This window comes from Luteimonas sp. KH_071, from assembly GCF_057838005.1.
The window spans coordinates 242,805-269,356 of record NZ_CM174458.1; the positions used below are offsets into that span (position 1 = coordinate 242,805).

The 26,552-nt window shown below is 65.4% G+C and carries 16 protein-coding genes, 2 tRNA genes, 3 rRNA genes and 2 pseudogenes; 13 read left to right on the top strand and 10 right to left on the bottom strand.

What is annotated here, in order from left to right; all coding sequences use genetic code 11:
* Window positions 1–5: 5 nt before the first annotated feature.
* Complete coding sequence (locus tag AC3IRM_RS01140; RefSeq protein WP_489205968.1) at window positions 6–455, bottom strand: DUF192 domain-containing protein; 450 nt, start codon at window positions 453–455, stop codon at window positions 6–8.
* Window positions 456–1,015: 560 nt separating this feature from the next.
* Here AC3IRM_RS01140 and AC3IRM_RS01145 point away from each other — a divergent pair.
* The 6 genes from AC3IRM_RS01145 to AC3IRM_RS01170 all read left to right on the top strand — a co-directional run bounded on the left by AC3IRM_RS01145 (window position 1,016) and on the right by AC3IRM_RS01170 (window position 9,352).
* Window positions 1,016–2,560 (top strand): 16S ribosomal RNA (locus AC3IRM_RS01145).
* 71 nt (window positions 2,561–2,631) lie between these two features.
* Window positions 2,632–2,708: transfer RNA gene (locus tag AC3IRM_RS01150), tRNA-Ile, on the top strand.
* A 3-nt stretch (window positions 2,709–2,711) separates the two neighbouring features.
* Window positions 2,712–2,787 (top strand) — tRNA-Ala (locus tag AC3IRM_RS01155).
* Between the two features lie 241 nt (window positions 2,788–3,028).
* A 23S ribosomal RNA gene (locus tag AC3IRM_RS01160) occupies window positions 3,029–5,912 on the top strand.
* 167 nt (window positions 5,913–6,079) lie between these two features.
* Window positions 6,080–6,193, top strand: a 5S ribosomal RNA gene (gene rrf / locus AC3IRM_RS01165).
* The 16S, 23S and 5S rRNA genes sit together here with 2 tRNA genes alongside, the layout of an rRNA operon.
* 456 nt (window positions 6,194–6,649) lie before the next feature.
* Complete coding sequence (locus AC3IRM_RS01170; RefSeq protein ID WP_489204506.1) at window positions 6,650–9,352, top strand: bifunctional acetate--CoA ligase family protein/GNAT family N-acetyltransferase; 2,703 nt, start codon at window positions 6,650–6,652, stop codon at window positions 9,350–9,352.
* A gap of 9 nt (window positions 9,353–9,361) precedes the next feature.
* Here the strand turns inward: AC3IRM_RS01170 and AC3IRM_RS01175 are convergent.
* Window positions 9,362–9,538, bottom strand: a pseudogene (locus AC3IRM_RS01175) (HupB); the annotation flags it as partial.
* A gap of 124 nt (window positions 9,539–9,662) precedes the next feature.
* Between AC3IRM_RS01175 and dinB the strand changes: the two are divergent.
* Window positions 9,663–10,727 carry a DNA polymerase IV gene (gene dinB / locus AC3IRM_RS01180; protein ID WP_489204507.1) on the top strand — a complete coding sequence of 355 codons (1,065 nt, stop codon included), beginning with the start codon at window positions 9,663–9,665 and terminating at the stop codon, window positions 10,725–10,727.
* Between the two features lie 97 nt (window positions 10,728–10,824).
* Here the strand turns inward: dinB and dinG are convergent, their stop codons facing one another.
* The 3 genes from dinG to AC3IRM_RS01195 form a co-directional block, all read right to left on the bottom strand.
* Complete coding sequence (dinG, locus tag AC3IRM_RS01185) at window positions 10,825–12,987, bottom strand: ATP-dependent DNA helicase DinG (protein WP_489204508.1); 2,163 nt, start codon at window positions 12,985–12,987, stop codon at window positions 10,825–10,827.
* A 106-nt stretch (window positions 12,988–13,093) separates the two neighbouring features.
* Window positions 13,094–13,894: a DUF2884 family protein gene (locus AC3IRM_RS01190; protein WP_489204509.1), complete on the bottom strand. Its 801-nt coding sequence runs from the start codon at window positions 13,892–13,894 to the stop codon at window positions 13,094–13,096.
* A 107-nt stretch (window positions 13,895–14,001) separates the two neighbouring features.
* Window positions 14,002–15,525, bottom strand: a complete 1,524-nt coding sequence (locus tag AC3IRM_RS01195; RefSeq protein ID WP_489204510.1) for a tetratricopeptide repeat protein — start codon at window positions 15,523–15,525, stop codon at window positions 14,002–14,004.
* Between the two features lie 144 nt (window positions 15,526–15,669).
* On the opposite strand from AC3IRM_RS01195, the gene AC3IRM_RS01200 reads away from it, so the two are divergent.
* Both AC3IRM_RS01200 and AC3IRM_RS01205 read left to right on the top strand, forming a co-directional pair.
* A complete protein-coding gene (locus tag AC3IRM_RS01200) occupies window positions 15,670–16,446 on the top strand; it encodes an NAD(P)/FAD-dependent oxidoreductase (RefSeq protein ID WP_489204511.1) in 777 nt (258 codons plus the stop codon).
* Between the two features lie 46 nt (window positions 16,447–16,492).
* Complete coding sequence (locus AC3IRM_RS01205) at window positions 16,493–17,512, top strand: serine hydrolase domain-containing protein (RefSeq protein WP_489204512.1); 1,020 nt, start codon at window positions 16,493–16,495, stop codon at window positions 17,510–17,512.
* Here the strand turns inward: AC3IRM_RS01205 and AC3IRM_RS01210 are convergent.
* The 4 genes from AC3IRM_RS01210 to AC3IRM_RS01225 are packed head-to-tail and all read right to left on the bottom strand — an operon-like array spanning window position 17,509 to window position 22,054.
* On the bottom strand, window positions 17,509–17,817 hold the full coding sequence (locus tag AC3IRM_RS01210) for a hypothetical protein (protein WP_489204513.1): 309 nt from the start codon (window positions 17,815–17,817) through the stop codon (window positions 17,509–17,511). The two genes, AC3IRM_RS01205 and AC3IRM_RS01210, sit on opposite strands and share 4 nt — an antisense overlap.
* A 34-nt stretch (window positions 17,818–17,851) precedes the next feature.
* A complete protein-coding gene (locus tag AC3IRM_RS01215; RefSeq protein WP_489204514.1) occupies window positions 17,852–20,806 on the bottom strand; it encodes a PAS domain-containing protein in 2,955 nt (984 codons plus the stop codon).
* A complete protein-coding gene (locus AC3IRM_RS01220) occupies window positions 20,727–21,437 on the bottom strand; it encodes a DUF72 domain-containing protein (protein WP_489204515.1) in 711 nt (236 codons plus the stop codon). The genes AC3IRM_RS01215 and AC3IRM_RS01220 overlap by 80 nt, the downstream gene beginning before the upstream one ends.
* Complete coding sequence (locus AC3IRM_RS01225; RefSeq protein WP_489204516.1) at window positions 21,434–22,054, bottom strand: flavodoxin family protein; 621 nt, start codon at window positions 22,052–22,054, stop codon at window positions 21,434–21,436. Before AC3IRM_RS01225 ends, AC3IRM_RS01220 begins: the two co-directional genes overlap by 4 nt.
* A 183-nt stretch (window positions 22,055–22,237) precedes the next feature.
* On the opposite strand from AC3IRM_RS01225, the gene AC3IRM_RS01230 reads away from it, so the two are divergent.
* The 4 genes and pseudogenes from AC3IRM_RS01230 (at window position 22,238) to AC3IRM_RS01245 (ending at window position 25,307) form a co-directional block, all read left to right on the top strand.
* Window positions 22,238–23,440 (top strand): MFS transporter, encoded by a 1,203-nt coding sequence (locus tag AC3IRM_RS01230; protein ID WP_489204517.1) that lies wholly within the window; start codon window positions 22,238–22,240, stop codon window positions 23,438–23,440.
* Window positions 23,441–23,516: 76 nt separating this feature from the next.
* A pseudogene (locus tag AC3IRM_RS01235) lies at window positions 23,517–24,023 on the top strand (pyridoxamine 5'-phosphate oxidase family protein); the annotation flags it as partial.
* Window positions 24,024–24,309: 286 nt separating this feature from the next.
* Window positions 24,310–24,870, top strand: coding sequence for a DUF6630 family protein (locus tag AC3IRM_RS01240; protein WP_489204518.1), 561 nt, complete (start codon window positions 24,310–24,312; stop codon window positions 24,868–24,870).
* A 74-nt stretch (window positions 24,871–24,944) separates the two neighbouring features.
* Complete coding sequence (locus AC3IRM_RS01245) at window positions 24,945–25,307, top strand: hypothetical protein (RefSeq protein ID WP_489204519.1); 363 nt, start codon at window positions 24,945–24,947, stop codon at window positions 25,305–25,307.
* Between the two features lie 55 nt (window positions 25,308–25,362).
* On the opposite strand, the gene AC3IRM_RS01250 is transcribed toward AC3IRM_RS01245, so the two are convergent.
* Window positions 25,363–26,445: an endonuclease/exonuclease/phosphatase family protein gene (locus tag AC3IRM_RS01250; protein WP_489204520.1), complete on the bottom strand. Its 1,083-nt coding sequence runs from the start codon at window positions 26,443–26,445 to the stop codon at window positions 25,363–25,365.
* Window positions 26,446–26,552 lie beyond the last annotated feature (107 nt).

Below are 26,552 nucleotides of genomic sequence, written 5' to 3' on the forward strand. Positions count from 1 at the left end.
GTGGATCAGGGCGCAGGGATCGACGGCGACAGCACGAGCGTCTCGCCGTCCTTCAAGCCGATCCGTTGCGCTTCCCCGGCATTGAGCTCGAGGACATAACGCGCAGGGCCTTCGCTCGGATACGACGGGCAACGATTGCCGCCGGAGCACGGCGGGACGTCGCGCTGCTGCGACACCAGCCTGCGGGCGTCGTCGAAGTAGAGGATGTCGAGCGCGATGCGCGTGTTCTTCATCCAGTAGGCCTGCGGCGCCTCGTTGTCATGGATGAAGAGCATGCCGTGCCCGTCCTCGAGCGCGTCCCGGAACATCAACCCGCGTGCGCGCGCCTCGTCGGTCGCGGCGATTTCGACGGTGTAGCGGTTGCCCGCAAGTTCGACCCAGTCCCCGCCGCTGGCACATGCAGGCAGCAGGAAGGACGCGAGCACAGAGAGTAGAAGAAGACGAAGAGCGCGCATGGCAACACCACCAGAAGGGACGGCCCCCACCTTCGGCAAGCGCTCTGCGAGCGTCAAGAAAAAAATCTTGTGCGAAGGGTTCCCAAATCCAATGCAGCTATGCATAATTCGCGCCCCGCTTGACGGGCTGCACTTCGGAGCAGCGGTTGAGCGAGGCGAGGACGACAACAGCCTTCACGCGGTGTTGACAGCCTCGAAAGTCGCGGTAAGATGTGCGGCTCGCTTCAACGAAACGCTTTCGGGCCGGACGCTGAAGTCGGCGGAAACCAACCCTCACCGAGGTGTTGACGAAAGCCAAAACCGCGCTATGATGGGCGGCTCGCTTCGGAGGAAACTTCGAAGCACTGGGAGGCAGGCGCTGAGGCCGCTTCCGAAGATCTTTGACAGTGTGCGCAGGATACTTATGCGGACGTCTGGCTGGTGGTGTTAGTCCATTAGCAGACGTTCTAGAAAGAGCAAGAAAGATTCAAAAGCATGCAAATGCTGGTGAGTAGTTCGAGTTCTGGAAAAGACATCTGCACTCGAAGCATTAGATGTCACTTCGGTGATGTCGAAACATTTAAGTGAAGAGTTTGATCCTGGCTCAGAGTGAACGCTGGCGGCAGGCCTAACACATGCAAGTCGAACGGCAGCACAGAGGAGCTTGCTCCTTGGGTGGCGAGTGGCGGACGGGTGAGGAATACATCGGAATCTGCCTATTTGTGGGGGATAACGTAGGGAAACTTACGCTAATACCGCATACGACCTACGGGTGAAAGCGGAGGACCTTCGGGCTTCGCGCAGATAGATGAGCCGATGTCGGATTAGCTAGTTGGCGGGGTAAAGGCCCACCAAGGCGACGATCCGTAGCTGGTCTGAGAGGATGATCAGCCACACTGGAACTGAGACACGGTCCAGACTCCTACGGGAGGCAGCAGTGGGGAATATTGGACAATGGGCGCAAGCCTGATCCAGCCATGCCGCGTGGGTGAAGAAGGCCTTCGGGTTGTAAAGCCCTTTTGTTGGGAAAGAAAAGCAGTCGGTTAATACCCGATTGTTCTGACGGTACCCAAAGAATAAGCACCGGCTAACTTCGTGCCAGCAGCCGCGGTAATACGAAGGGTGCAAGCGTTACTCGGAATTACTGGGCGTAAAGCGTGCGTAGGTGGTTTGTTAAGTCTGATGTGAAAGCCCTGGGCTCAACCTGGGAATTGCATTGGATACTGGCAGGCTAGAGTGCGGTAGAGGGTAGTGGAATTCCCGGTGTAGCAGTGAAATGCGTAGAGATCGGGAGGAACATCCGTGGCGAAGGCGACTACCTGGACCAGCACTGACACTGAGGCACGAAAGCGTGGGGAGCAAACAGGATTAGATACCCTGGTAGTCCACGCCCTAAACGATGCGAACTGGATGTTGGGTTCAATTAGGAACTCAGTATCGAAGCTAACGCGTTAAGTTCGCCGCCTGGGGAGTACGGTCGCAAGACTGAAACTCAAAGGAATTGACGGGGGCCCGCACAAGCGGTGGAGTATGTGGTTTAATTCGATGCAACGCGAAGAACCTTACCTGGCCTTGACATGCACGGAACTTTCCAGAGATGGATTGGTGCCTTCGGGAACCGTGACACAGGTGCTGCATGGCTGTCGTCAGCTCGTGTCGTGAGATGTTGGGTTAAGTCCCGCAACGAGCGCAACCCTTGTCCTTAGTTGCCAGCACGTAATGGTGGGAACTCTAAGGAGACCGCCGGTGACAAACCGGAGGAAGGTGGGGATGACGTCAAGTCATCATGGCCCTTACGGCCAGGGCTACACACGTACTACAATGGGAAGGACAGAGGGCTGCAAACCCGCGAGGGCAAGCCAATCCCAGAAACCTTCTCTCAGTCCGGATCGGAGTCTGCAACTCGACTCCGTGAAGTCGGAATCGCTAGTAATCGCAGATCAGCATTGCTGCGGTGAATACGTTCCCGGGCCTTGTACACACCGCCCGTCACACCATGGGAGTTTGTTGCACCAGAAGCAGGTAGCTTAACCTTCGGGAGGGCGCTTGCCACGGTGTGGCCGATGACTGGGGTGAAGTCGTAACAAGGTAGCCGTATCGGAAGGTGCGGCTGGATCACCTCCTTTAGAGACAAGGCTGCATCGCTTGTCCAGGCGTCCTCATAAGTAACCTGCACGATTGGTAATCAAGCAAGACTGGGTCTGTAGCTCAGGTGGTTAGAGCGCACCCCTGATAAGGGTGAGGCCGGTGGTTCGAGTCCTCCCAGACCCACCACATGGGGCCTTAGCTCAGCTGGGAGAGCACCTGCTTTGCAAGCAGGGGGTCGTCGGTTCGATCCCGACAGGCTCCACCATTCTTGATTGATGATTCACCGATCGCTGCGCACACATCAGATTTGAATGTCGCCGGGCACTGTGGCCTGACGACTGTTCTTTGAAAAATAGGGAAGTAGCGAGCGTCTGAGACAAGAACTCATACGTGTCGTGTGGCTAAGGCGGGGACCTCGAGTCCCTAGTAAATTGAGTCGTTATATTTGCGTCGATGCTTTGTACCCATCGACAGAAGTATGGCTCCGAGGCAACTTGGGGTTATATGGTCAAGCGAATAAGCGCACACGGTGGATGCCTTGGCGGTCAGAGGCGATGAAGGACGTGGTAGCCTGCGAAAAGTATCGGGGAGCTGGCAACAAGCTTTGATCCGGTAATGTCCGAATGGGGAAACCCACCTCTTAGGAGGTACTGCATGGTGAATACATAGCCATGCAGGGCGAACGCGGTGAACTGAAATATCTAAGTAACCGTAGGAAAAGAAATCAACCGAGATTCCCTGAGTAGTGACGAGCGAACGGGGAACAGCCCAAAAGTCGATATGGTTTTAGCAAAACGGTCCTGGAAAGACCGGCCATAGAAGGTGATAGCCCTGTATGCGAAAGGGCCATATCGATGAAAAATGAGTAGGGCGGGGCACGAGAAACCCTGTCTGAATATGGGGGGACCATCCTCCAAGGCTAAATACTCCTGACCGACCGATAGTGAACCAGTACCGTGAGGGAAAGGCGAAAAGAACCCCGGAGAGGGGAGTGAAATAGACCCTGAAACCGTGTGCGTACAAGCAGTAGGAGCCTCGCAAGGGGTGACTGCGTACCTTTTGTATAATGGGTCAGCGACTTATTGTTCGTGGCAAGCTTAACCGTATAGGGGAGGCGAAGGGAAACCGAGTCTGATAAGGGCGCATAGTCGCGGGCAATAGACCCGAAACCGGGTGATCTAGTCATGCCCAGGATGAAGGTTGAGTAACATCAACTGGAGGTCCGAACCCACTCCCGTTGCAAAGGTAGGGGATGAGGTGTGATTAGGAGTGAAAAGCTAATCGAACCCGGAGATAGCTGGTTCTCCTCGAAAGCTATTTAGGTAGCGCCTCATGTGAATCTTCTTGGGGGTAGAGCACTGTTATGGCTAGGGGGTCATTGCGACTTACCAAACCATTGCAAACTCCGAATACCAAGACAGACTGCATGGGAGACACACGGCGGGTGCTAACGTCCGTCGTGAAAAGGGAAACAACCCAGACCCACAGCTAAGGTCCCAAATTATCACTAAGTGGGAAACGATGTGGAAAGGCACAGACAGCCAGGAGGTTGGCTTAGAAGCAGCCACCCTTTAAAGAAAGCGTAATAGCTCACTGGTCGAGTCGGTCTGCGCGGAAGATTTAACGGGGCTAAGTGATAAACCGAAGCTTGGGGTGCACATATTTATATGTGCGCGGTAGAGGAGCGTTCCGTAAGCCGTCGAAGGCAGATTGAGAAGTCTGCTGGAGGTATCGGAAGTGCGAATGCTGACATGAGTAACGATAATGGGGGTGAAAAGCCTCCACGCCGAAAGCCCAAGGTTTCCTTGCGCAACGTTAATCGACGCAGGGTGAGTCGGCCCCTAAGGCGAGGCAGAAATGCGTAGTCGATGGGAAGCTGGTTAATATTCCAGCACCTCGCATAAGTGCGATGGGGGGACGGAGAAGGTTAGGTCTACCAGGCGTTGGTTGTCCTGGGGAAAGGCGGTAGGAGTGGGTCTTAGGCAAATCCGGGACCCTTTAACTCCGAGCACCGAGACGAGCTCATTAGAGCGAAGTGACTGATACCACGCTTCCAGGAAAAGCCCCTAAGCTTCAGCTTATGCAGACCGTACCGTAAACCGACACAGGTGGGTAGGAAGAGAATTCTAAGGCGCTTGAGAGAACTCGGGTGAAGGAACTAGGCAACATAGCACCGTAACTTCGGGAGAAGGTGCGCCCTTGATCGTGGCCCATGCGGGCTACAGCGATCGGGGGCCGCAGTGACCAGGCCGCTGCGACTGTTTATCAAAAACACAGGACTCTGCAAACACGAAAGTGGACGTATAGGGTCTGACGCCTGCCCGGTGCCGGAAGGTTAATTGATGGGGTCAGCCGCAAGGCGAAGCTCTTGATCGAAGCCCCGGTAAACGGCGGCCGTAACTATAACGGTCCTAAGGTAGCGAAATTCCTTGTCGGGTAAGTTCCGACCTGCACGAATGGCGTAACGATGGCGGCGCTGTCTCCACCCGAGACTCAGTGAAATTGAAATCGCTGTGAAGATGCAGCGTTCCCGTGGCAAGACGGAAAGACCCCGTGAACCTTTACTATAGCTTTACATTGAACGTTGAGTTCGTCTGTGTAGGATAGGTGGGAGGCTTTGAAACCATGGCGCTAGCTGTGGTGGAGCCAACCTTGAAATACCACCCTGTCGTGCTTGACGTTCTAACCTAGGTCCGTTATCCGGATCGGGGACCATGTATGGTGGGTAGTTTGACTGGGGCGGTCTCCTCCCAAAGAGTAACGGAGGAGCTCGAAGGTACGCTCAGCGCGGTCGGACATCGCGCACTGTGTGCAAAGGCATAAGCGTGCTTGACTGCGAGATCGACGGATCAAGCAGGTAGGAAACTAGGACTTAGTGATCCGGTGGTTCTGTATGGAAGGGCCATCGCTCAACGGATAAAAGGTACTCCGGGGATAACAGGCTGATACCGCCCAAGAGTTCATATCGACGGCGGTGTTTGGCACCTCGATGTCGGCTCATCACATCCTGGGGCTGTAGTCGGTCCCAAGGGTATGGCTGTTCGCCATTTAAAGTGGTACGCGAGCTGGGTTCAGAACGTCGTGAGACAGTTCGGTCCCTATCTGCCATGGGCGTTGGAGATTTGAGAGGGGCTGCTCCTAGTACGAGAGGACCGGAGTGGACGAACCTCTGGTGTTCCGGTTGTCACGCCAGTGGCACTGCCGGGTAGCTATGTTCGGAAGCGATAACCGCTGAAAGCATCTAAGCGGGAAGCGCGCCTCAAGATGAGATCTCCCGGGAGCTTGACTCCCCTGAAGGAACCATCAAGACCAGGTGGTTGATAGGCTGGGTGTGTAAGCACAGCAATGTGTTGAGCTAACCAGTACTAATGATCCGTGTGGCTTGACCATATAACCTCAAGTTGCTTCTAACCGAAGCATCCTTGGCCAACGACACGAATGAGTCGTCAAAAATGTTCGCTACTTCCCAACCTCTGAGAGCGTGAGCGCTGTCAGTCCCACTTTCGAACGCATACCTGCGTCGAGAATCGGGCCGACCTGCGACCCTCCACCCTCTCCCTGGTGACTATAGCTGTATGGAACCACCCGATCCCATTCCGAACTCGGAAGTGAAACGTACATGCGCCGATGGTAGTGTGCATCTAGCATGCGAGAGTAGGTCATCGCCAGGGTTTTTACCCAAAACCCCCGCCGGTATCCCGGCGGGGGTTTTTCTTTGCGGCGGTGTTAGACAGAGGCAGGCGAAGCGGAGAAACTCCGGCGCGGATTCGATGGCGAGGGATTTACTCCGCAAGCAGCGAAGAGAATCTATCCGAAAACCGGGCAGCGGCTCGGTGTGGGCGATCCCGGTATCTGCGCCGCACGTGTAGGGCCGGCCCGGCTCCGCGTAAGGCGCCCACGGCACCAACCCCGAATACGAAGAGCAGGCAGTGATCCAGACAGCTCGCGGACACACGCACGGTGACGGGATTTGCTTGGCTCGATCCGGCTCAGGAATGGAGAAGCCCCGGGCAATGACATCTTTCTGGTCGCGACAGCTCAATGCCTAGAAGGATTGCAACAGGCAGAGCCGTATAACGGGCGTCGTGTATCGTCTGCCCTCGTCCGGAAAGGCCGCGCACGCCGCGATGAGTACCTACGCACTGCAGTCTGTCTTCCATCCCGCGTCGGTTGCGGTCGTCGGTGCGAGTCCGCGCGCGCGGTCCTTGGGGCGACTGGTGCTGCAGCAGCTGCATGCGGGTGGCTTCGCGGGGCCGATCGGTCTGGTCAATCCGCGCTATGCATCGATCGATGGCCTGGAAGCGTCGCCCTCGCTCGCTGCATTGCCGTTCGTACCGGAACTGGTGGTGATTGCCGTGCCGCCGGCGGATGTCGCAGGTATTGCCGAGGCGGCGGCCAGTGCGGGTGCCAAGGCTGCGATCGTGCTGACGCGCGACATGGGCGCAGGCGTGGGTTCGCACAACGCAGCGCTGGCCGAGGTCGCGCGTGCCCGCGGGCTGCGTATCGTCGGGCCGAACTGTCTCGGCGTGATCGCGCCACATGCGAAGTTGTTCGCGAGCTTCGCAGCGCACGCGCCGATCCCCGGCGATCTTGCATTGATCTCGCAGTCCGGCGCAGTCGCTGCGGGCATGATCGAGTGGAGCCGGCCGCGTGGGATCGGTTTCTCCGCCGTGGCCTCGCTGGGCGATGCGCTCGATGTCGATTTTGCCGATCTGCTCGACTACTTCGCGACCGACCGGCATACCCGCGCCATCCTGCTGTATGTCGAACGCGTGCGCGATGCGCGCAAGTTCCTATCTGCGGCCCGCGCGGCCGCACGCGCCAAGCCGGTCGTCGTCGTCAAGCCGGGTCGCCATGCGCGACGAGACACGGCGGCGATCACCCACGCTGCAGCACTGGCAGCGCCGGATGCTGTCTACGACGCCGCGTTCCGGCGCGCGGGGCTGCTGCGCGTGTACGCGCTCGACGAGCTGTTCGCCGCCGCAGAGACGCTGTCGCATCTCGGCAGCCTGGCGGGCAACCGCCTCGCGGTGATGACCAACGGCATCGGGGTGGGCATGCTCGCGCTCGATCGCCTGGTCGATCTGGGCGGTACCCGCGCCTCGCTGTCCGAGGCGACGGTCGACACGCTCGACGGCGCATTCCCACGTGGCTGGTCGCGTCGCAACGCAGTGGACATGCTCGGCGATGCGGACGGCAGCCGATATACGGCCGCGCTGGATGCGCTGCTCGAGGACCGCGAAAACGATGCGGTGCTGGTGATGCAGGTTCCCACCGTACTGTCGAATCCCGACGAGGTGGCGGAGGCGGTCGTGCGCACCGTGCGGGCCCGTCCGCGCACCGGCACGCGCAAGCCGGTGCTGGCGGTCTGGCATGGCAATCAGCCCGCTGCCCGCAAGAAGCTCGGGGATGCCGGAATTCCGGTCTACGACAGCGAAGCCGACGCCGTGCGCGGCTTTATGTATCTCGCGCGTCATCACGAAGCGCAACGTGCATTGATGGAAACGCCGCCGAGCCTGCCGGATGACTTCATCGTCGACCTGCCGGCGGCGCGCGCGGTCGTCGAGGCGGCCTTGGCATCGGGCAGAGGTCTGCTCGACCCGGTCGCCACTGCACGCCTGCTCGGGGCCTACGGCATTCCGTTGGCCGAGGTTTCGCGTGCTGCCGACGCAGACGCAGCGGGTACCGCCGCGGAGCTGCTCTTCGCGCGCGGCGAAGCGGTCGCAGTGAAGATCGATGCGGCCGACATTGCCCACAAATCCGATGTCGACGGCGTGCGCTTGAACCTGACGACGCCGCAGGCCGTGCGGCAGGCCGCCGAGGACATCCTGCAGCGCGCACGCACGCTGCAGCCGGGCGCTCGGATCGACGGTGTCACCGTGCACGCGATGGCCGTGCGGCCCAAAGCGCGTGAGCTTATCGCCGGTATCGCCGACGATCCGACGTTCGGCCCGGTGATCGTCTTCGGCCGCGGCGGTACGGCCGTCGACGTGATCGACGACAAGGCATTGATGCTGCCGCCCCTCGACCTGCGCCTCGCACACGAACTGATCGGGCGCACGCGCGCGTCGCGCATTCTCAAGGCGTACCGCGATGTGCCGGCTGCCGACGAACGTGCGGTCGCGCTGGTGCTGGTGAAGCTCGCGCAGATGGCAGCCGACATTCCCGAACTTTTGGAACTCGACATCAACCCGCTGCTCGCCGACCGCGACGGGGTGATCGCAGTCGATGCGCGCATCGCGCTCGCGCCGGTCAAGCGCCTGCACAAGGGCCGTGGCCATCCGCGCTTCGCGATCTTCCCGTATCCGGTCGAATGGGAACGCACGATCACGCTGTCGAACGGCAACACGGCCTTCGTACGACCGGTGCGCCCGGAAGACGAGGCGATGTTCCGCCGCTTCTTCGAACAGGTCAGCACCGAGGATCTACGGCTGCGGTTCTTCAGCGCGGTACGGCATTTCAGTCACGAATTCATCGCACGGCTGACCCAGCTCGACTACGCGCGCTCGATTGCCCTGGCGGCGATCGATCCCGCCACCGGCGAGATGCTGGGCGCGGTGCGCCTGCTCGCCGATGCGAATTACGACACCGGCGAATACGGGATCATGGTGCGTTCCGATCTCAAGGGCGCCGGCCTCGGCTGGCGGCTGATGGGCATCATGATCGAGTACGCCCGCTGGCAGGGCCTGCGCGTCGTGGAAGGGCAAGTGCTGCGCGAGAACACCACGATGCTGGCGATGTGCCGCCAGTTGGGGTTCTCGGTGACCGCCGATCCCGACGACGCCACGGTCGCGATCGTGCGCCTGCCTGTCGAGAACCACGACGCCTGAATCGCGTCAGCTGCCCTTGCGGCCGGAACCGGACTGCTTGCCGCCGCCATCCTGCTTGTTGACCGTGGCCCAGGCGATCCGCTCGGCGTCTTCCTTCGACCGGCCCTTGTCGCGTTCCGATTCTTCCACGTGTTCAGCCTGTCGCTTCTGCTTGTTCGTGTAGGACGACTTGTCACCGCGGCTCATGACGCTGCTCCTGTCGATGGGAGCAGAAAGCCTGCGCCTGCGATCGTGAGCGACGAGTCGAATCCGCGTGCAGACAGCGTGGATCGGGCGCAGTCACTGCGACGGAAGCGACGATAATGCAGCGGTGCGCAAGATCCTCCACATCGACATGGACGCGTTCTACGCTTCGGTCGAGCAGCGCGACGATCCCGCGCTGCGCGGACGACCGGTGGTCGTCGCCTGGCGCGGCGCGCGTTCGGTGGTCTGCGCGGCGTCCTACGAGGCCCGTCCGTTCGGCGTGCGCTCGGCGATGCCGGCGGTCACCGCCGAACGGCTGTGTCCGGATGCGGTGTTCGTGCCGCCGGATTTCGCCCGCTACAAGGCCGTGTCGCGGCAGGTGCGCGAGATCTTCCACGCGCACACCGATCTGGTGCAGCCGTTGTCGCTGGACGAGGCCTATCTCGACGTCACCGACCCGAAGATTCCCTCGCCCAGTGCGACGGCGACCGCGCAGGCGATCCGCGCGCAGATCTACGAGGCGACGCAGCTGACGGCCTCGGCCGGCGTGGCGCCAAACAAGTTCATCGCCAAGATCGCCTCGGACTGGAACAAGCCCGATGGCCTGTACGTGGTGAAGCCCACGCAGATCGATGCGTTCCTGCTGCCGCTCAAGGTCGGCCTGATTCCCGGCGTCGGCAAGGTCATGGAGAAGAAACTGGCCGAGCTCGGCGTCGCGACGGTGGGCGATCTGCGCGGGCTGTCGCGTGAGACGCTCGAGCGGCGTTTCGGCACGTTCGGCGTGCGTCTGCACCAGCGCGCACTCGGCATCGACGATCGACCGGTGGAGCCGGACCAGCCTGTGCAGTCGATCTCGTCGGAGGACACGTTCGAGACCGACCTGCCGCTCGAAGCGCTCGCGCCGATGATCGAGCGTCTCGCGGAAAAGACGTGGGCGGCGACGCGCAAGACGGCGCGTGTGGGTCGCACCGTGGTGCTGAAGCTCAAGACCTCGCAGTTCCGCATCCTCACGCGCAGCTTCACGCCGGATGCGCCGCCTGCATCGCAGGCGGAGCTGACGCGGATCGCACTGGCGCTGCGTGAGCGCGTGGACCTGCCGGCATCGACGCGGTATCGGCTGGTCGGTGTGGGGATCGGCGGGTTTCGCGAGCCAGACGAGTTGCCGGTGCAGGCGGGGTTGTTCGAGGGGTGAGTGGGGGATTCGGACTAACACCAACCCTCACCCGACGCGCGATGCACGTCGACCTCTCCCGGAGGGAGAGGTGCAGATCAAAAACGCATCGCCTCGCTCAGCCGATCACACGCTTGAACGGTGGCAGCGCATCGAGGATGCGTTTGCCGTAGCGGCGGTTGAGCAGGCGCGAGTCGAGAATCACGACACGGCCGGTATCGGTCGAGGTGCGGATCAGGCGGCCGGCGAACTGGGTCAGGGTGCGCAGCGCGTGCGGGATCGCGATCAGGTTGAACGGGTTCTGCCCGCGCGCTTCCAGCCATTCGCCGAGCGTCGCGGTCTGCGGATCGGTCGGCACCGCGAACGGGACCTGGGTGATCACGACCGTCGTGCAGGCCTCGCCCGGCAGATCGAGACCTTCGCCGAACGAGTTGAGGCCGAACAGCACCGAGCCCTTGCCGGCGGCGACGCGTTCGAGATGCGCGGCGACGACCTGCGATTTGTTGCCGCTGCTCTGCACCTGGATCGCCTCGCGGCGCGAAGCCGGCATCAGTTCGGCAACCTTCTCCATCTTCCAGCGCGACGTGAAGAGCACCATGCTGCCCTTCTTCCAGTCGAGCTCGCGCGCCAGCCACTCGGCGACCGCCTTCGGATGCCCTTCGCGGTCATCGGGCGCCACCGGGAACTGCGGCACCACCAGCTGCGCCTGGTTCGGCAGATCGAACGGCGACGGCAGCGAGGCGGTTTCGGCGTGATCGGGCAGGCCGGTGTCGATCGCGAACGACTGGAAATCGCCGCCACCGGTCAGCGTCGCCGAGGTCATCACGACCGAATCGATCTCCTTCCACAGCAGCGAGCGCAGCACATTCGCGGCCGAGACCGGCGAGCAGTGCAGGGCGAGATCGCCATCGCGCGTCGCGGTCACCCAGCGCGCCATCGGCGGCGCGCCCTCGCGGTCCTCGCGGCGCCAGCCGGCCCACAGCTCATGCTGCTGCTCGACCATCTCCAGCGCCATGCCAAGGCTGCGCTGCAGCTTCTCGCGCGCCGGATCCTCCTGCTTGGTGCGTGCCACCGCCTGCTGCGCGGCGTGCACCCAGTTGAACAGGGCACGCGTGTCTTCGCCCAGGGCTTCGATCGCAGGCGCCCAGTCGTCGGGCAGGCGGCCGAGCGGTGCGCGCCACATCGGGTCGCGATCGCCGGGCTCGGGTTGCCAGGTGCGATCGACATCCAGCTGGAAGGCCTTGAGTCCCTTCGACACGCGCGCGGCGAGTTCGATCGCTTCGTTCGGCAGCAAGGTGCCGATACGTTCCTTGTCGACCAGCCGGTAGCTGCCGGCGATCAGGATCTGCATGCGGCTGGTGCGCTTGGCCATGTCGGCCAGCGGCAGGCGCGCGGCGCCCTGGTCGATCGCGACATTCGCCACGTGGTGGCCTTCGTCGAGCACCAGCAGCATCTCGCCGGGCGGCGCCAGCAACGGCTGGCCGTTCTCGATGTCGCCCATCGCCAGCGACGACAGCAGCAGCGCGTGATTGGTCACCACGATCTGCGCCTCGCGCACGGTCGTGCGCACCTTGAGCACCGGACACTGCTGGGCGAAGCTGCAACGGCGCCCGGCGCAGCTCGAGGCGGGCGTCGTGATGCGCGTGCGCAGCGCCGGCGAAACGGGCTCGGGCGCGGTGTCGAGATCACCGTCCCATTGCCGGTCCGCATGCGCTTCGAGCAGACGCCGCGCGGCGTCGACCTCGTGTGGCGCGAGCGGGCGGTCGTAGAGCTGGCGCTCGTAGTCGCCACCCTCGTCCGGCCCTGCACCGTCGAGCAGCATCGTGCCCTGGCTGTGCTCGGCGTGGAGCTCGGCGGCGTTGCGCGTGCACAGATACCGCGTGCGGCCCTTGGCCAGCGCGACCCGGGCTTCGAGTCCGGTCGCGGCAAGAAATGCGGGGATGTCGCGTTCGAACAGCTGTGACTGCAGCGCCACGGTGCCGGTGCTGATCACCAGCTTCTTCTTCGTCGCCAGCGCGATCGGCACGCCGGCGGTCAGATACGCGAGCGACTTGCCGACGCCGGTCGGCGCTTCGGCGATGCCGATGCCACCCGAAGTCGCGAGCGCGCGCGAGACCAGCCCGATCATCGCGCTCTGCGAGCGGCGCGTGCTGAAGCCGGGCGTGTTCGCCTGCAGCTTCGCGTACGCAGCGCGGATGTCGGCCTTGAGCGCATCGTTCAGCACGCGCGGCGGCGCGTCGGCTGCGGTCGCGGCCGGCGTGGTGGTATCGGAATCGCCCATGCACCCATTGTCCCACGCCGCGTCGCGCAGACAGAGATCGGGATGCTGAACGCCGCGGGCGTGTCGGTCGGCGACGTGCGTGCGCAGACGTGTCGCGCCTGCGCGATCAGGGCGTTGACGACGTCCTGGAGACCGCTGCATCGCCGTCGTTGCGCGGCGCATCTTCCAGCATCACCAGGCGCTGGCCGTCGAGGCGGTACTCGAGCGCCGCCTGGATCGACTGCAGTTCTCGCACGTGCGTGCACAGGGCATCGGCCTGCGCTTCGAGCGCGGCGCTGCGGGTTTCGATCTTCTGGTCGAGATCGGCTTCCATGCGTTCCGCGCGCGCGTCCATGCGCCCGGCGCGGCCGGTGAACACCTGCCACATCACGCTGCGGCCGAGGCTGCCGGTCATGCGTTCGGCCGCGTCCTCGATGCGCGATTCGAAGCCTTCGCCGAACACCTCCTGGTCCCAGCGCCCGGTGCCGAGCGTGGTGTCGATGTAGCCGAGCGTGTCGGTGCGGAAACGCTCGACCTGGCGCACCTTGCGCGCGCTGCCGGTCATCACTTCGACCACGCCGGCCAGCGCATCGAACGCGATGCCGGTGCTTTCGCGCGCGACCGAGGTGACCTGGGGCATCAGCGTACGCGCCCCCGATTCCAGCCTGCGCAGCCGCGCGGCGTCGGCGGCGCTGACGGTCTGCACCGCGCGGTCCACGCTCAGCGTCCCGTCGTGGAAGAAGATCTCCTTCGGCACGCCGCTGTCGCGGTAGAGCCACACGCCACCGGTGTCGACGAGCACGTTGTACGGCGTCGAGATCTCGCACTGGTCCGAGGACAAACGCGGCGCAGTGTCGTCGTCTGCAGCCTGCGCCGACATCGACACGACGAGAACGCAGGCGGCAAGCGCGGCGTGAGAAAAGCGCATGGGCAGTGGTCCGGAGGGCATACGCGGGAGCATCGGGCCGACCGCAGAAGGAATCGCGTGCTTGAAGTCACGATGGCACGCCCGTGCCCGCCAACGTTGCCGACGGGTCATTCGATGCCGCGAACGTCGTGGATCGGATGCGTCTCCATGCGACCGTAGCGGTCGATCACGGCCTGCACGTCCGGGCGGGCCAGGAAGCGCGCCCGATGCTGGCGCGCGACCACCTCGCCTGGCGATGGTGGCAGGGGCCGGTAGGTCTGCGCCCAGTCGAGCACTGCCTGCCGGTTGGCGGGCGCCTCGAGCAGCCCCGGCAGCGCGGCGGCGGCCGTGTCGAGCTCACCACGCAGGAGCAATGCATCGAGATACACCTGCGGCGCATCCGTTTGACCCAGCGCCAACTGCGCCAGGGCGATATCTGCCCTGTCGGCGTCGCCCTGCTGGATGGCGGCACGGAACCGGATGCTCTCCTCCACCATCCGACCGTAGCCGGTGATGTCGGCACCCACGCGTTCGATGGTTTCCAACGCTTTGCCGGGCTGACCCAGAATTGTGTGCAGCGTTCCCAAGTTGAGGACCTGGCTGACGTTGAGGCCACCTCCTTCGCGCAGCTCAGACGCGACGGTCAGGGCGGCCACGGCTTCTGCGTCCCGGCCCAGTCGCCGAAGCGCGATCGCGCGGTTGTTGTGGACCCAGACCGCGTCTTCGGAATCGCTGAACGTGTCGAGATCCGCCAGCACGGCATCGGCGGTGGCCAGGGCGTCGTCCGCGCGCCCGGTCATCAGCAGGGCGGTGATGAGCATGGTCTGCAGCTCGAGACGGTCCGGTTGCTCGAGCGTGCTGTGTCGAGCGGCGTCCACATAGGCCTCGGCGGCGGACACGACATCGAATCGTGGATCGTCGCGGTCCACGATGGCATCGAACCGGCGGTCGGTCCGCAGCCGGATGATGTCCATCGGCTGACGGACGCGCGCAATGGCAGCGCGCGCGCCGGGCGCGTCCTGACGTTCCAGCCGCAGCAGCGCAAGCTCGGTCCACGCGGCGTCCGCGCCGATGCCCCCGGATGTCCAGTTCGCGTGGAACAGCGCATCGAGCAGGGCCAGACGTGCCGCGTCGCTCGCACGCGTAATGAAGATCGGATGGACGATCAGGCTCTGCGGCAGGTCGTCGGCCCTGTCGGGCCATGCCGTGACGAGATGTCGCAGCGCCTCGGCGGACGCATCGGCATTGCCGAGATTGCGCTGGAGCGACGCGAGTCGATACCAGTCGTCGATCTCGTCCTGGCGCAGGCGCAGGGCCGCCTGCGTCTGACGCAACGCGGTCTGCAGCTGGCCCGACTCGAATGCGACACCCGCGGCCTGATGCAGGATGGCGTGCCGCACCTCCGGCGCCAGCGCCTCGAACTCGGGTCGTTCGATGGCGCGCGTGAACGCCTGACTCGCGGCGAGGGCGTCGCCGGCGTCCTGGTCTTCCAGGCCCTTTGCCAACAGCGATTCGAAACTGCGGGCATGCAGTTCTGCCTCGGCCTGTATCGCGGATCCCGCAGGTTCGACGCGCGCGCGCGTGGGCACCGATGCCAGCACCGAGGTTGCGAGTGCGGCGAGCAGCAGACATGCAGCAGAGCGCTTGATCATTGGACGTTCCCTGTCGTGTGCGCCGAGCATCGTGCAGCGGGCCACGGCTCGCAAGTCAACGTACGCCGCGTCGCCGTCCGGCGGGCGCGGCGTCGGGTGCTGGTGGTCAATGCGGGACAGCCGCGCAACCGGTGCGCGGCTGCCGTGCACAACGTGTTCGGGCATGACGACACACCGCCGGCAACGCTGCTGGCGAAGGGCCGCGCGGAGCTGCGGCGCTATCCGACTGCGACGGTCATCGCGGGCGAGACAATCGACGCGGGCGCGGATGCGGACGGGTTCTCGCTCGCACTCGCGGACGGGCAGACGCTCCAGACCCGCATGCTGATCCTGGCGGGTGGCGTGCGCGATGTGCTGCCACCGCTCGAGGGTCTGCAGGCGCGTTGGGGACGCAGCGCGCTGCATTGCCCCTACTGCCACGGGTTCGAGGTGGCCGGGCGTGCGCTCGGCGTGTTCGCGGGCAATGCGATGGCGCTGCATCGCGCCTTGATGCTGCCCGACTGGGGGCCGACGACCTGTTTTCTCGAGGATGGATTCGAGCCCGATGCCGACGATGCGCGCAAGCTCGCGAACCGCGGCGTGACCCTGGAACGCGCACCGGTCGTCGAACTGCTCGGGACCGCGCCCGCGCTCGACGGCGTGCGTCTGGCCGACGGCCGCCGTATCGCGATCGAGGCGCTGTTCGTCGGCGGGCGTGTCGAACCGGTCGACGGTCTGGCCGACAGGCTCGGCTGCGCACAAGACATCGGCCCGCTTGGGCCGCATCTGCGCGTGGATGCGTTCAAGCAGACGAGCGTGCCGGGTGTATTCGCGGCCGGTGATCTGAGCCAGCCGATGCACAACGTGCCGCTCGCGGCAGCATCGGGACTGCTCGCCGGCGTGGGCGCACACCAGGCCCTGATCGCGGCCGACGCGGCCTGAGCGCGGATTTCATCGTGGGTTGCAGCGTCGTGTCGATACTCGAACGATGCATCGCATCCTCTGCCTGTTATTCGCTTCGCTGCTTGCCTGCGCCGCTTCCGTCGCGCCGGCGTCCGCGCAAACGACGAACCCCGCACGCGACAACGCGCTGGAAGCCGTCCTCGAAGACGCCGCCTCGATGGCGCCGCTGCGCACGGTCCTGGTCGCGCACGACGGGGTGCTGATCGCCGAGCGCGGCTATCGCGGCGCATCGACCACGCGGCCGGCGAACATCAAGTCGGCCTCGAAGACGGTGATGTCGGCGCTCGTCGGTATCGCGATCGAGCGCGGCCTGCTCGACGGCGTGGACCAGCCGATCGCACCGTTGCTGGCCGATCGGCTGCCGCGCGATCCCGATCCACGGCTGGCCCAGGTCACCATCGGCCATCTGCTGTCGATGCAGGCCGGCCTGCAGTCCACGTCGGGCCGCGGCTACGGGCGCTGGGTCGCGCAACGCGACTGGGTACGCGCCGCACTCGCGCAGCCGTTCGTCGATGCGCCGGGCGGCGGCATGATCTATTCGACCGGCTCGACGCATCTGCTGTCGGCGGTGCTCGCCAAGGTCGGCGGCAAGCCGGTGCGCACGCTCGCGCGCGAGTGGCTGGGGCCGCAGGCGGGCTTCTCGATCGCGTCCTGGGATACCGATCCGCAGGGGCTGCATTTCGGTGGCAACCAGATGGCGATGACGCCGCGTTCGCTGCTCGCGTTCGGCGAGCTCTATCGCAATCACGGGCGTGCGGCATCGGGCGCGCAGTTGATCCCGGCCAGCTGGATCGCGCAGTCGTGGGTGACGCGCACGCGTTCGGTCTACACCGGCGACGGCTACGGTTACGGCTGGTTCGCGCGGTGGATCGGCGGGCACGATGTGCGCTTCGCCTGGGGCCACGGCGGACAGATGCTCTACATCGTGCCGTCGTTGAACCTCACGGTGGCGATGACCTCCGATGAAACCACCGTCGCCGGCTCCGGTCACCTCGCGCAGCTGCATGCGCTGATGGGCCGGATCATCGAAAGCCAGGCGGGCTAACGCCTGCGGGTCGTCGAAACAGACGCATGGCGACGGCTTGTCACCCATGCGGTGCGGTCCACATGGCGCGTGGCATAGCGTTGACGCAGATGCCGGCTGATGCAGCTCGACAGGTCGCGACCCGCGCGCGCTGCGGCGCAGGCGGCAGCGAACAGGCGCGGGCCGATGTCCTGCCGGCGATAGTCGTAGACCGCGCCGTCCACGAACTCGACCGACAGCGTGTCGCCGGTGATCGCCCATGCGTGTACGCCGCTGCCGCCGTGGCGGTTGCGGTAAGGCTGCAGGCGGCGCACGGGATCGGCCATCGTGACGGCGTACCGGCGACAGTCGCCGCGGCGATCAGGCCGCGGTCTGGACTGCCGCGTTCGCCGATTCCACGCTCGCTGCAAGTTCGTGCTGGCGGAACGGCTTGCTGAGAATCGTCAGGCCCGGATCGAAGTCGGCCATGCTGGTGTAACCGGACACGATCACGATTGCCGTCTCCGGCAGCCGCGCACGCACGGTACGCGCAAGCTCGGCGCCGGTCATGCCGGGCATCAGATGGTCGGTGACCAGCACCGCGGGCATCAGGCCGTCGTCGAGCGCACGCAGCGCTTCTTCGGCGGAACTGGCCTCGACGATGCGGTAGCCCATGTCTTCGAGCGCATCGGAGGTGCACATGCGCACCGAGTCCTCGTCGTCGACCACGAGCGCCGTGCCGCGGTTGTCCCCTGTGGTGTCCACTGTCGTGTCCTCGTCTTCGGATATGGCGCCGGGGCGCGAACCCACCGGCAGCCAGAGATGGATGGTGGTACCCGTACCCGGCGTGCTGTCGATGGTCAGGCGGCCGCCGAGCTGCGACGCCAGGCCATGCGCCATCGACAACCCCAGACCGGTGCCCTTGCCGATGCCCTTGGTGGAGAAGAACGGCTCGACCGCGCGCTGGCGCGTCTGCTCGTCCATGCCGCAGCCGGTGTCGGCGACCGAGACCACAATGTAACGGCCGGGCGCGATGCGGTCGTCGTTGGACACGTGGGCGTTGCGCGCGCCGAGCGTCAGCGTGCCGCCTTCCGGCATTGCGTCGCAGGCGTTGACACTGAGGTTGAGGATCGCCATTTCCAGCTGGTTCGGATCGGCGACGGCGGGCAGCAGATCGTCCGCGATGTCGAGCACCAGCCGCACCCGCGGGCTGCTGGAACTGTCGACCAGCTCGGCCATGCCCGATACCAGCGCGGCGACATCGACATCCAGCGTCTGCAGCGGTTGGCGGCGCGCGAACGACAGCAGGCGCTGCACGAGGGTCGCGGCACGATCGGCCGACCGGCGGGCGACGCCGATCATGCGCGTGCGGCGTTCGGCGCGCGCATCTGGATCGGCCGCCAGGTCGAGCGCGGTCACGATGGGCGTCAGCAGGTTGTTGAAATCGTGGGCGACGCCGCCGGTGAGCTGGCCGATCGCTTCGAGCTTCTGCGACTGGCGCAGCGCTTCCTCGGCATTGCGGCGTTCGGTGGTGTCGATCGCCTCGGGCACCACCGCGATCAGGCGACTGTCCTCGTAGATCGGACGCAGCGACAGATCGTGGCACCGCGGGCCGGCCGGCAGATCCAGTTGGATCTCGTCGCGGACCGTTTCGCCGGCAGCGCTACGTTCGAACATCGCGCGGATCCGCCCGGGCATCCCGGGCGTCGTGCTGAACCACGGTGTGTCCCACAGCGACAGTCCGATCACGTCGTCGAAGCGTGCGCCGATGGCTTCGAGCACCGGGCGGTTCGCGTCGGTGACGATGCCGTCGGGCGTGCACATGCCCTGCAGCTGGTAGCTGGTCTCGAACAGCGTGCGTAGTTGCGCTTGCGAGCGCGCGAGCGCATCGGCGGCGGCGTTGATGTCGGTGACGTCGCGCGCGCTGCAATAGAAGCGCCCACCTTCCGGAGTCGCCACCCAGGACAGTGTGCGCAGGCCACCGGCGCGCGTGCGCCAGCGGTTTTCGAAGCGCAGCACGGGCTTGCCGGCGCGCAGAGTCTCGATCACCGATTGCGTCACCGCGTGATCGTCGGCGCTGACGTGGTCCATCCAGGCACGGCCCACGAGCGAATCGACCGGCCAGCCCAGCAGGTGCTCCCAGGCCGGATTGACCGTCTCGATGATGCCGTCGGGGTCCACGACGGCGAGCAGGTCGGGGGTGACCTGCCAGGTCAGCGAACGCTCGCGGGCCCGTTCGATCACCTGGCGCTCGAGATCGCTGTTGAGGCTGCGCAGTTCTGCCTCGCGCGCTTGGAGCGCAAGGTCCGACAGGTGGCGCGCGGTCACGTCCACGCCCTGGACGAAGATGCCCACCACGTCTTGGCCTTCGCTGATCGGCTGGAACACGAAATCGACGTAACGTTCGGCGGAGGCGCCGCCGGGCGTGGTCTGCACGATGTATTGCGCGCCGTCGGCGGAAAACGCCTTGCCGCTGCGATAGACCTCGTCGAGCAACGTGAGATACCCCTGCCGCACGGCATCGGGCAGCGCGTCGGCGACGCGCTTGCCGAGCACATCCCCGCGATCACCGATCAGCGTCTGGTAGGCCGGGTTGAGATAGGCGAACACGTGCTCGGGACCGGTCAGCATCGCCATGAACGTCGGCGCCTGCTCGAACATGCGGCCGAGCTGAGCCACATCGGCGCGCAGCCGGCGCTCGTTCTGCACCTTGCGGGTGACGTCGGTGGTGATGTTGAGCAGGCCGATGATCCGGTCGTGCTCGTCTCGCACCGGCGAATACGAGAACGTCCAGAACGTCTCTTCGGGAAAGCCGTTGCGCTGCATCGTCAGCGGCATGTCTTCGTGCAGCGTGGACTCGCCGGCGAACACGCTGTCGACGAGGGGGCGGACGTCGTTCCACACATCCGACCAGATGACCTGCAAAGGCTGGCCGAGCGCGCGCCCTTCCTTCGCGCCGAGATGCGGCGCGTAGGCATCGTTGTAGAACAGTGTCAGGTCCGGGCCCCAGCACAGGCACATCGCGAAACGGGACTCGAGCATCAGACCCATCGCGGTGCGCAGCGACTGCGGCCAGTCATCGATCGGACCCACGGGCGTCGTCGACCAGTCGTAGGCCGCGATGCGTTGCGCCATGACGCTCGGTCCGGGCAGAAATGCATGCTGGGCGGGCGGCACGTGGGATGTCACGAAGGGCGGGGGCGAGTCGAGGACCGCGCATCCTGCCACAGGGTGTCGTCGCGACGTGATGAGGACATCAGCGAAGTCGTGCCTGCAGCGCAGCCGCGTTGGGAATCGCGTATCCGGCGGCGGTATTGTCGAACACCACCCAGGCATCGGCCGGGCCGGCGCGGACTGCGGCCGCGATCGCGTCGAGCGCCTCGGTGTCGTAGTCGCTGTAGTAGATCTTCGGGCGCCCATGCCAGCGCCAGTAGGCGAACTGCGCACTGCCGCCCGGCTTCGCGTCGTCGACATGCCGGGCAGGATCGGCGGCGACGCGGGCGACATGATGGCGCGCGAGCAGGGCATCGGCCTGCGCGCACAACCAGCTGGCATGACGGGCCTCGCACGCGGTGCGGCCCGGCCAGCGCCGTGCCAGCATCGCGAAGAACGTGGCGGCCGTCCGTGCGTCGAAGGCCAGGCTCGGGGGCAGTTGCACCAGCACGCAGTCGAGCCCGGCGCCGAGCGCGCCCGCTGCCTCGAAGAAGCGGTCGAGCGCAGGGCCGCAGCCGACCAGACGCGCCTCGTGGGTGATGGCCTTCGGCAGCTTGACCGAGAAGCGGAAGCCTGCCGGCACGCTGGCCGCCCAGCGTGCATAGGTGGTCTCGCGGTGCGGCTTGTAGAACGACGAGTTGATCTCGACCGCATCGAAGCGCGTCGCATACCGCGCCAGCATGTTGTCGCCAGCGCCGAACAGCGCCGCATCGCGCGACGCGATCGACCAGCCCGCGCAGCCGAGATGGATCATCCGTCGCCGCGCCTGGGCTTCGGGTATGGCTGGGCCTGCAGCACGCGCGCCAGATGCACCGCATTCGACGCGATCGTGGCGATGGTCTCAGCCACCTTGTCCGGCGTCTGCTTCAGATCCTTGTAGTCGACCGAGCCCATCGCCTCGCCCACCCAGTACGGCGGGCTGCCGCCGGGAATCGTGAAGCCGACATCGGTCAGGCCCTGGTAGAGCTGGGCGCAGGTGTGGTGCGCGCCGTCCTCGTTGCCGACCACTGCGGCCACCGCGACCTTGCCGAAAGTCGGATAGACACCGTCGTCGTCGATCTCGCCGAGTACCGCATCCAGGCGCTCGAGCACGCGCTGGGCGATGCTCGAGGGGTGGCCCATCCAGATCGGTGTCGCCACGACCAGGATCTCCGCCTCCATGATCCGCTTGCGCAGTGCCGGCCACTGGTCGCCATCGCCTTCGTCCGCGCCCACCCCCGACTTGACGTCGTAATCGGCGACGCGCGCACTGCCGGTTTTCGCGCCGTGCCCGGCGATCGCGTCGAGCAACTGGTCGAGCAGCATCTGCGTCGAAGAGGGCGCGTCGCCGGATTTGAGGGTGCAGTTCAGGCCGAAGGCGGTGAGGGACATGCGCGTGCTCGTATCCAGACGGGAAGCGGACTGTCGGGCGCGCGACGTCCAGCTGCTGTCGACGCGTCGCGTTCAGGCCGTCGTCGCTGAACCGTCGGTGCCCCTGCAACGCTGTGGTCGATGCGTGCCGGTGACGCCAATGTTGCGATGCACAATAATTGCGGATTCCGTCCAGAGACCGCCATGGCCACCGCACCGGCGCTTCCCGATCGCCGCACCCGCACGCTGATCCTGTTCGCGCTGGCGATGGGTGGGTTCGCGATCGGCACCAGCGAATTCGCGATGATGGGCCTGATGCCGAATCTCACGCGCGGTTTCGGCGTCGACGAGCCCGCGGTCGGCCATCTGATCAGCAGCTACGCGATCGGTGTCGTCGTCGGCGCGCCCCTGCTCGCGATCCTCGGCGCGCGTCTCCCGCGTCGGCGTCTGCTGCTCGCACTGATGGGGTTCTACGCGCTCGGCAATCTGGCCACTGCGCTGGCGCCGAACTACGCGACGATGCTGGTCGCCCGCTTCGTCGCCGGCCTGCCGCACGGCGCGTACTTCGGCGTGGCGATGCTTGTGGCCGCGTCGATCAGTCCGCCCGCACAACGCGGCGCGGCGGTCAGTCGCGTGCTGCTGGGCCTGTCGATCGCGATCCTCGTCGGCAATCCGATGGCGACCTGGCTCGGCCAGCAGTTGAGCTGGCGCTGGACGTTCGCGCTGGTGTCGGTGCTCTCGCTGCTGACCGTGGTGCTGGTCGCGCGCTTCCTCGCGCCGGATCCCGCCGAGCCGGCGCAGACGCCGATGCGCGAACTGCGCGCGTTCAATACCTCCCAGGTCTGGTACGCGTTGCTGATCGGCGCGGTCGGTTTCGCCGGCATGTTCTGCGTCTTCAGTTATCTGGCCCCGACATTGATCAACGTCACCCGTGTGGCCGAGTCGTGGATCCCGGTGGCGCTGGCGGCGTTCGGTGTCGGCGCGATCCTCGGCAACATCGCCGGTGGCTGGCTGGTCGATCGCCTGCAGTTCCGGGCGGTGCCGGTGATTCTCGGCTGGTCGCTGCTGGTGCTGCTGCTGTTCCCGCTAGCGACCGCGGCGCCGTGGTCGATCCTGCCGGCGATCGTCGCGGTCGGCACGATGGGCGCACTCGCGCCGGTGCTGCAGACGCGGTTGATGGATGTCGCCGGCGATGCGCAGACCCTCGCCGCCGCGTCCAACCACGCGGCGTTCAACACCGCCAACGCACTCGGCCCATGGCTCGGCGGCATCGCGATCAGCGCCGGACTGGGCTGGACCTCGACGGGCTACGTCGGCGCCGCCACCGCGGCGGCGGGTCTGGTGATCTACGCCTGGGCACGCCGCGCCGAACGTCGCCGCCAGCTCGACACGCCTTCGGCCTGCTGAAACGGGCGCACCGCCTTCACGTCCATCGCCCGCCGCGCTGCCGACACTGCGCGCTGAATCCTGACGGGAGTGCGGCATGGCAACGCGAAGCAGCAAGGGCGCAAAAGACGCGCAGACGATCGCCAAACTGATCGAGGACATCGACATCACGATGTTCACCACCGTGGGCCCGGGCGGCTATCTGGTCAGCCGGCCGCTGTCGACGCAGAATGCGCAGTTCGACGGTGAGCGCGTGTGGTTTTTCGTCGCATCCGACAGCCCGAAGGTCGCCGAGATCGCGCGCAATTCCAAGGTCAACCTCGCATACGCCTCCAAGGGGCGGAACACCTACGTCTCGATCACCGGCGACGCCTACGTCAACGAGGATCCGGCGAAGATCGAAGCGCTCTGGAGCGACGCGCTCAAGGCCTACTTCCCGCGCGGCGTCAACGATCCGAAGTTGACCCTGATCGAAGTGCAGGCGCATACCGCGGAATACTGGGACGGCCCGGGGTCGCTGATCGGCAAGGCCATCGCGTTCGCGGTCGCACGCGTGACCAAGCGCGAGGAAGTGATGGGCGAGAACCGCATCGTCAAGCTGCGCGGCCCGAACAAGACCTCGAAGCTGCCGCCGTCGCACGCCGATGCACGTGGCGGTGCGAAGAAGGCCGCGAAGAAAGCGGTCAGCAAGACGGCGACACCGAAGCCGGCTGCCAGCAAGGTGACGGCCGCGAAGAAGGCCGCGACCCAGCGCACCGCAAAGACCGGCAAGCGCGCAGTGAAGAAGACCGCCGCGCGAAGCTGAGTCGCAGACCCGCTCCGATCGCGATCCTGTGTGCCGCGGCCGTGTCGCCGCGGCACACTACGCCGCCCGATCCCCGAGTCCTGTCATGGCCGCGCACGAACACGAGTTCGATCCCGACGACAACTTCTCCTTCGGCGCGCCCGAGCGGGACGACGGCGAAGACGAAGCGCACGACGGCGATCTGGAAGCGATCGCGTGGCAGTGGCTGCTGCGCATCAATCCCGGCGACGAGGATGCCGCGACCCAGCAGTTCCAGGTCTTCCGCGAAACGCTGGGCGACGACGACGCCCAGGATGCCGTGCAGGCCGCGCTCGAGTCGGCGACCGACTGGCGCGCGAGTTTCCGCGTGCCCGAGGACGAGCGGGCGACCCTGATCGATGTGATCGACACGCTGGCCGAGCGCTTCCGCGTCGAACTCGACTGGGGCGTGGAAGACCCGACCGACGAGGTCGCACTGGCCGGCGCGTCCACCCACGCCCTGCTCGAAGCCGCCTACGACCAGCTGCGCGTGGCGGGCTACACGTTATGGACGTGGGACACGGGCGACGACACCGTCGCGGGTGTCATGGCCCCGCGCGACGACGACGAGGGCATGCGGGTCATCGGTCATGCGCTCGGACTGGATGTGCGCCCCGGCGCGGGCTGAACGCGCGGCTTGAACACGCCGTTCGCGGATTCCCTGCTAGGGTGAGGCTGTCCGTCACCGCATGGGAGGGTGCGATGGACAACCGGAATGTCTATGCCGCATGCGGCTGCGCCTTGTCACTGGCCGCCGCATGCATGGTGCCGGCCTGGGCGACGGGGCCGGATGCGAGTGCCGAGCCGCCGAGTGCGGTGCTCGATGGGGATCAACGGGCCGCGTGGCTGGAACCGATCCGCACCGACCGGCCGATCCGGCGCATGTCGGCGCTGAAGACCGAATACCGACGCATCCGCGAGCTGCGTCGCGAACAGATGCAGCCCGAGTACGAGCGTCGTCTGGCGATGTCGGGTGAAGAAGCGGCGGAGGCGTGGCGCGAAGAGACCCTGAAGAACGTCGCCCGGCGCGATCTGCGCGATCTACGGGCGCGCCTGGAGCGCTGAAGCGTCAAGCGTTTCGAGCGCGCCGGACACCGATGACCCTCGCATCACCAGGCGGTCAGCGCTGGATGTCGGGCGATGCGTCCGTGGCACCGGATTGCGCGACCGCCGCATTCGCGTCCGCGTGATCGGACGCGTCCGCATCGAGGCCGGCGTCGGCGTCGTTCTCGCCGGGTGACAGCGCCAGTTCGACCAGGATCGGAAAGTGGTCCGAGCCGATATCCGGCAGCCGCTGCATGCCGACCAGGGTGAAGTGCCGGCTGTGGAAGAGGTGATCCAGCGGCCAGCGCAGGCCGGGCAGCTTGGCGTGGAAGGTGTTGTACATGCCGCGGCCGATGCGCGGATCGAGCAGGCCGCTGAGCTTGCGGAACAGGCGCGTGGTGCGTGACCACGCGACATCGTTGAGATCGCCGGCGACGATCACCGGCAGCGTGGCGTCGTGAACGGCGCGGCCCACGATCACCAGTTCCGCGTCGCGATCCACCGAGCTGTCGGATTCGGTCGGGCTCGGCGGGCGTGGATGCAGCGCGTGCAGGGTGATGCGGCGACCGCCATCGAGCTCCAGCGTGGCGTGGATCGACGGAATGTCGTCCTCGACCAGATAACGGATCTCCGCATCGTCCAGCGGCAGCCGCGAATACACGTGCATGCCGTAGAGATTGTCGAGCGGGCAGCGCATCACGTGCGGCAGTGCGTCGGTGAGCACATCCAGCCGCGCCTCCCACCAGGCGTCGGTTTCCACCGCGATCAGCACGTCCGGCCGTTGCGCACGCACCACGGCAATCAGCGGATCCGCATTGCGGTTGGTGGTCAGCACGTTGCTGGCCATCAGCCGGATGCGCACCTGCGCGTCCGCCGGCGCATCCTCGACTTCCACGTGCGCCATGCGCGTATACGGAATGACCCACCACGCCTGCCACAGCATGCAGGCCGCATTGACGATGACGATGACGATCGTCCACGGATCGTCGATCGGATGGAAGACGAGCTGCAGCACCAGGATCAGTGCTGAAAGGAGCAGCAGCTGCAGGCGCGGGAAATCGAAGCCGCGGATCCACCATGCGCCACTGCGGATGGTCGGTACCAGGGTCGCGACAACCAGCAGTGCGGTGATTGCGGCGAACGTGAGGGTCAGCATCATGGATGGGGCGTCGGCGGGAGCCGCACTATGAACACGCGCGCGCCGCAAGGGTGTGAACCCGGGACGTGGCGTGGCGTTGTGGGCGCTGGCTGCGTCCGCAGGTGGCT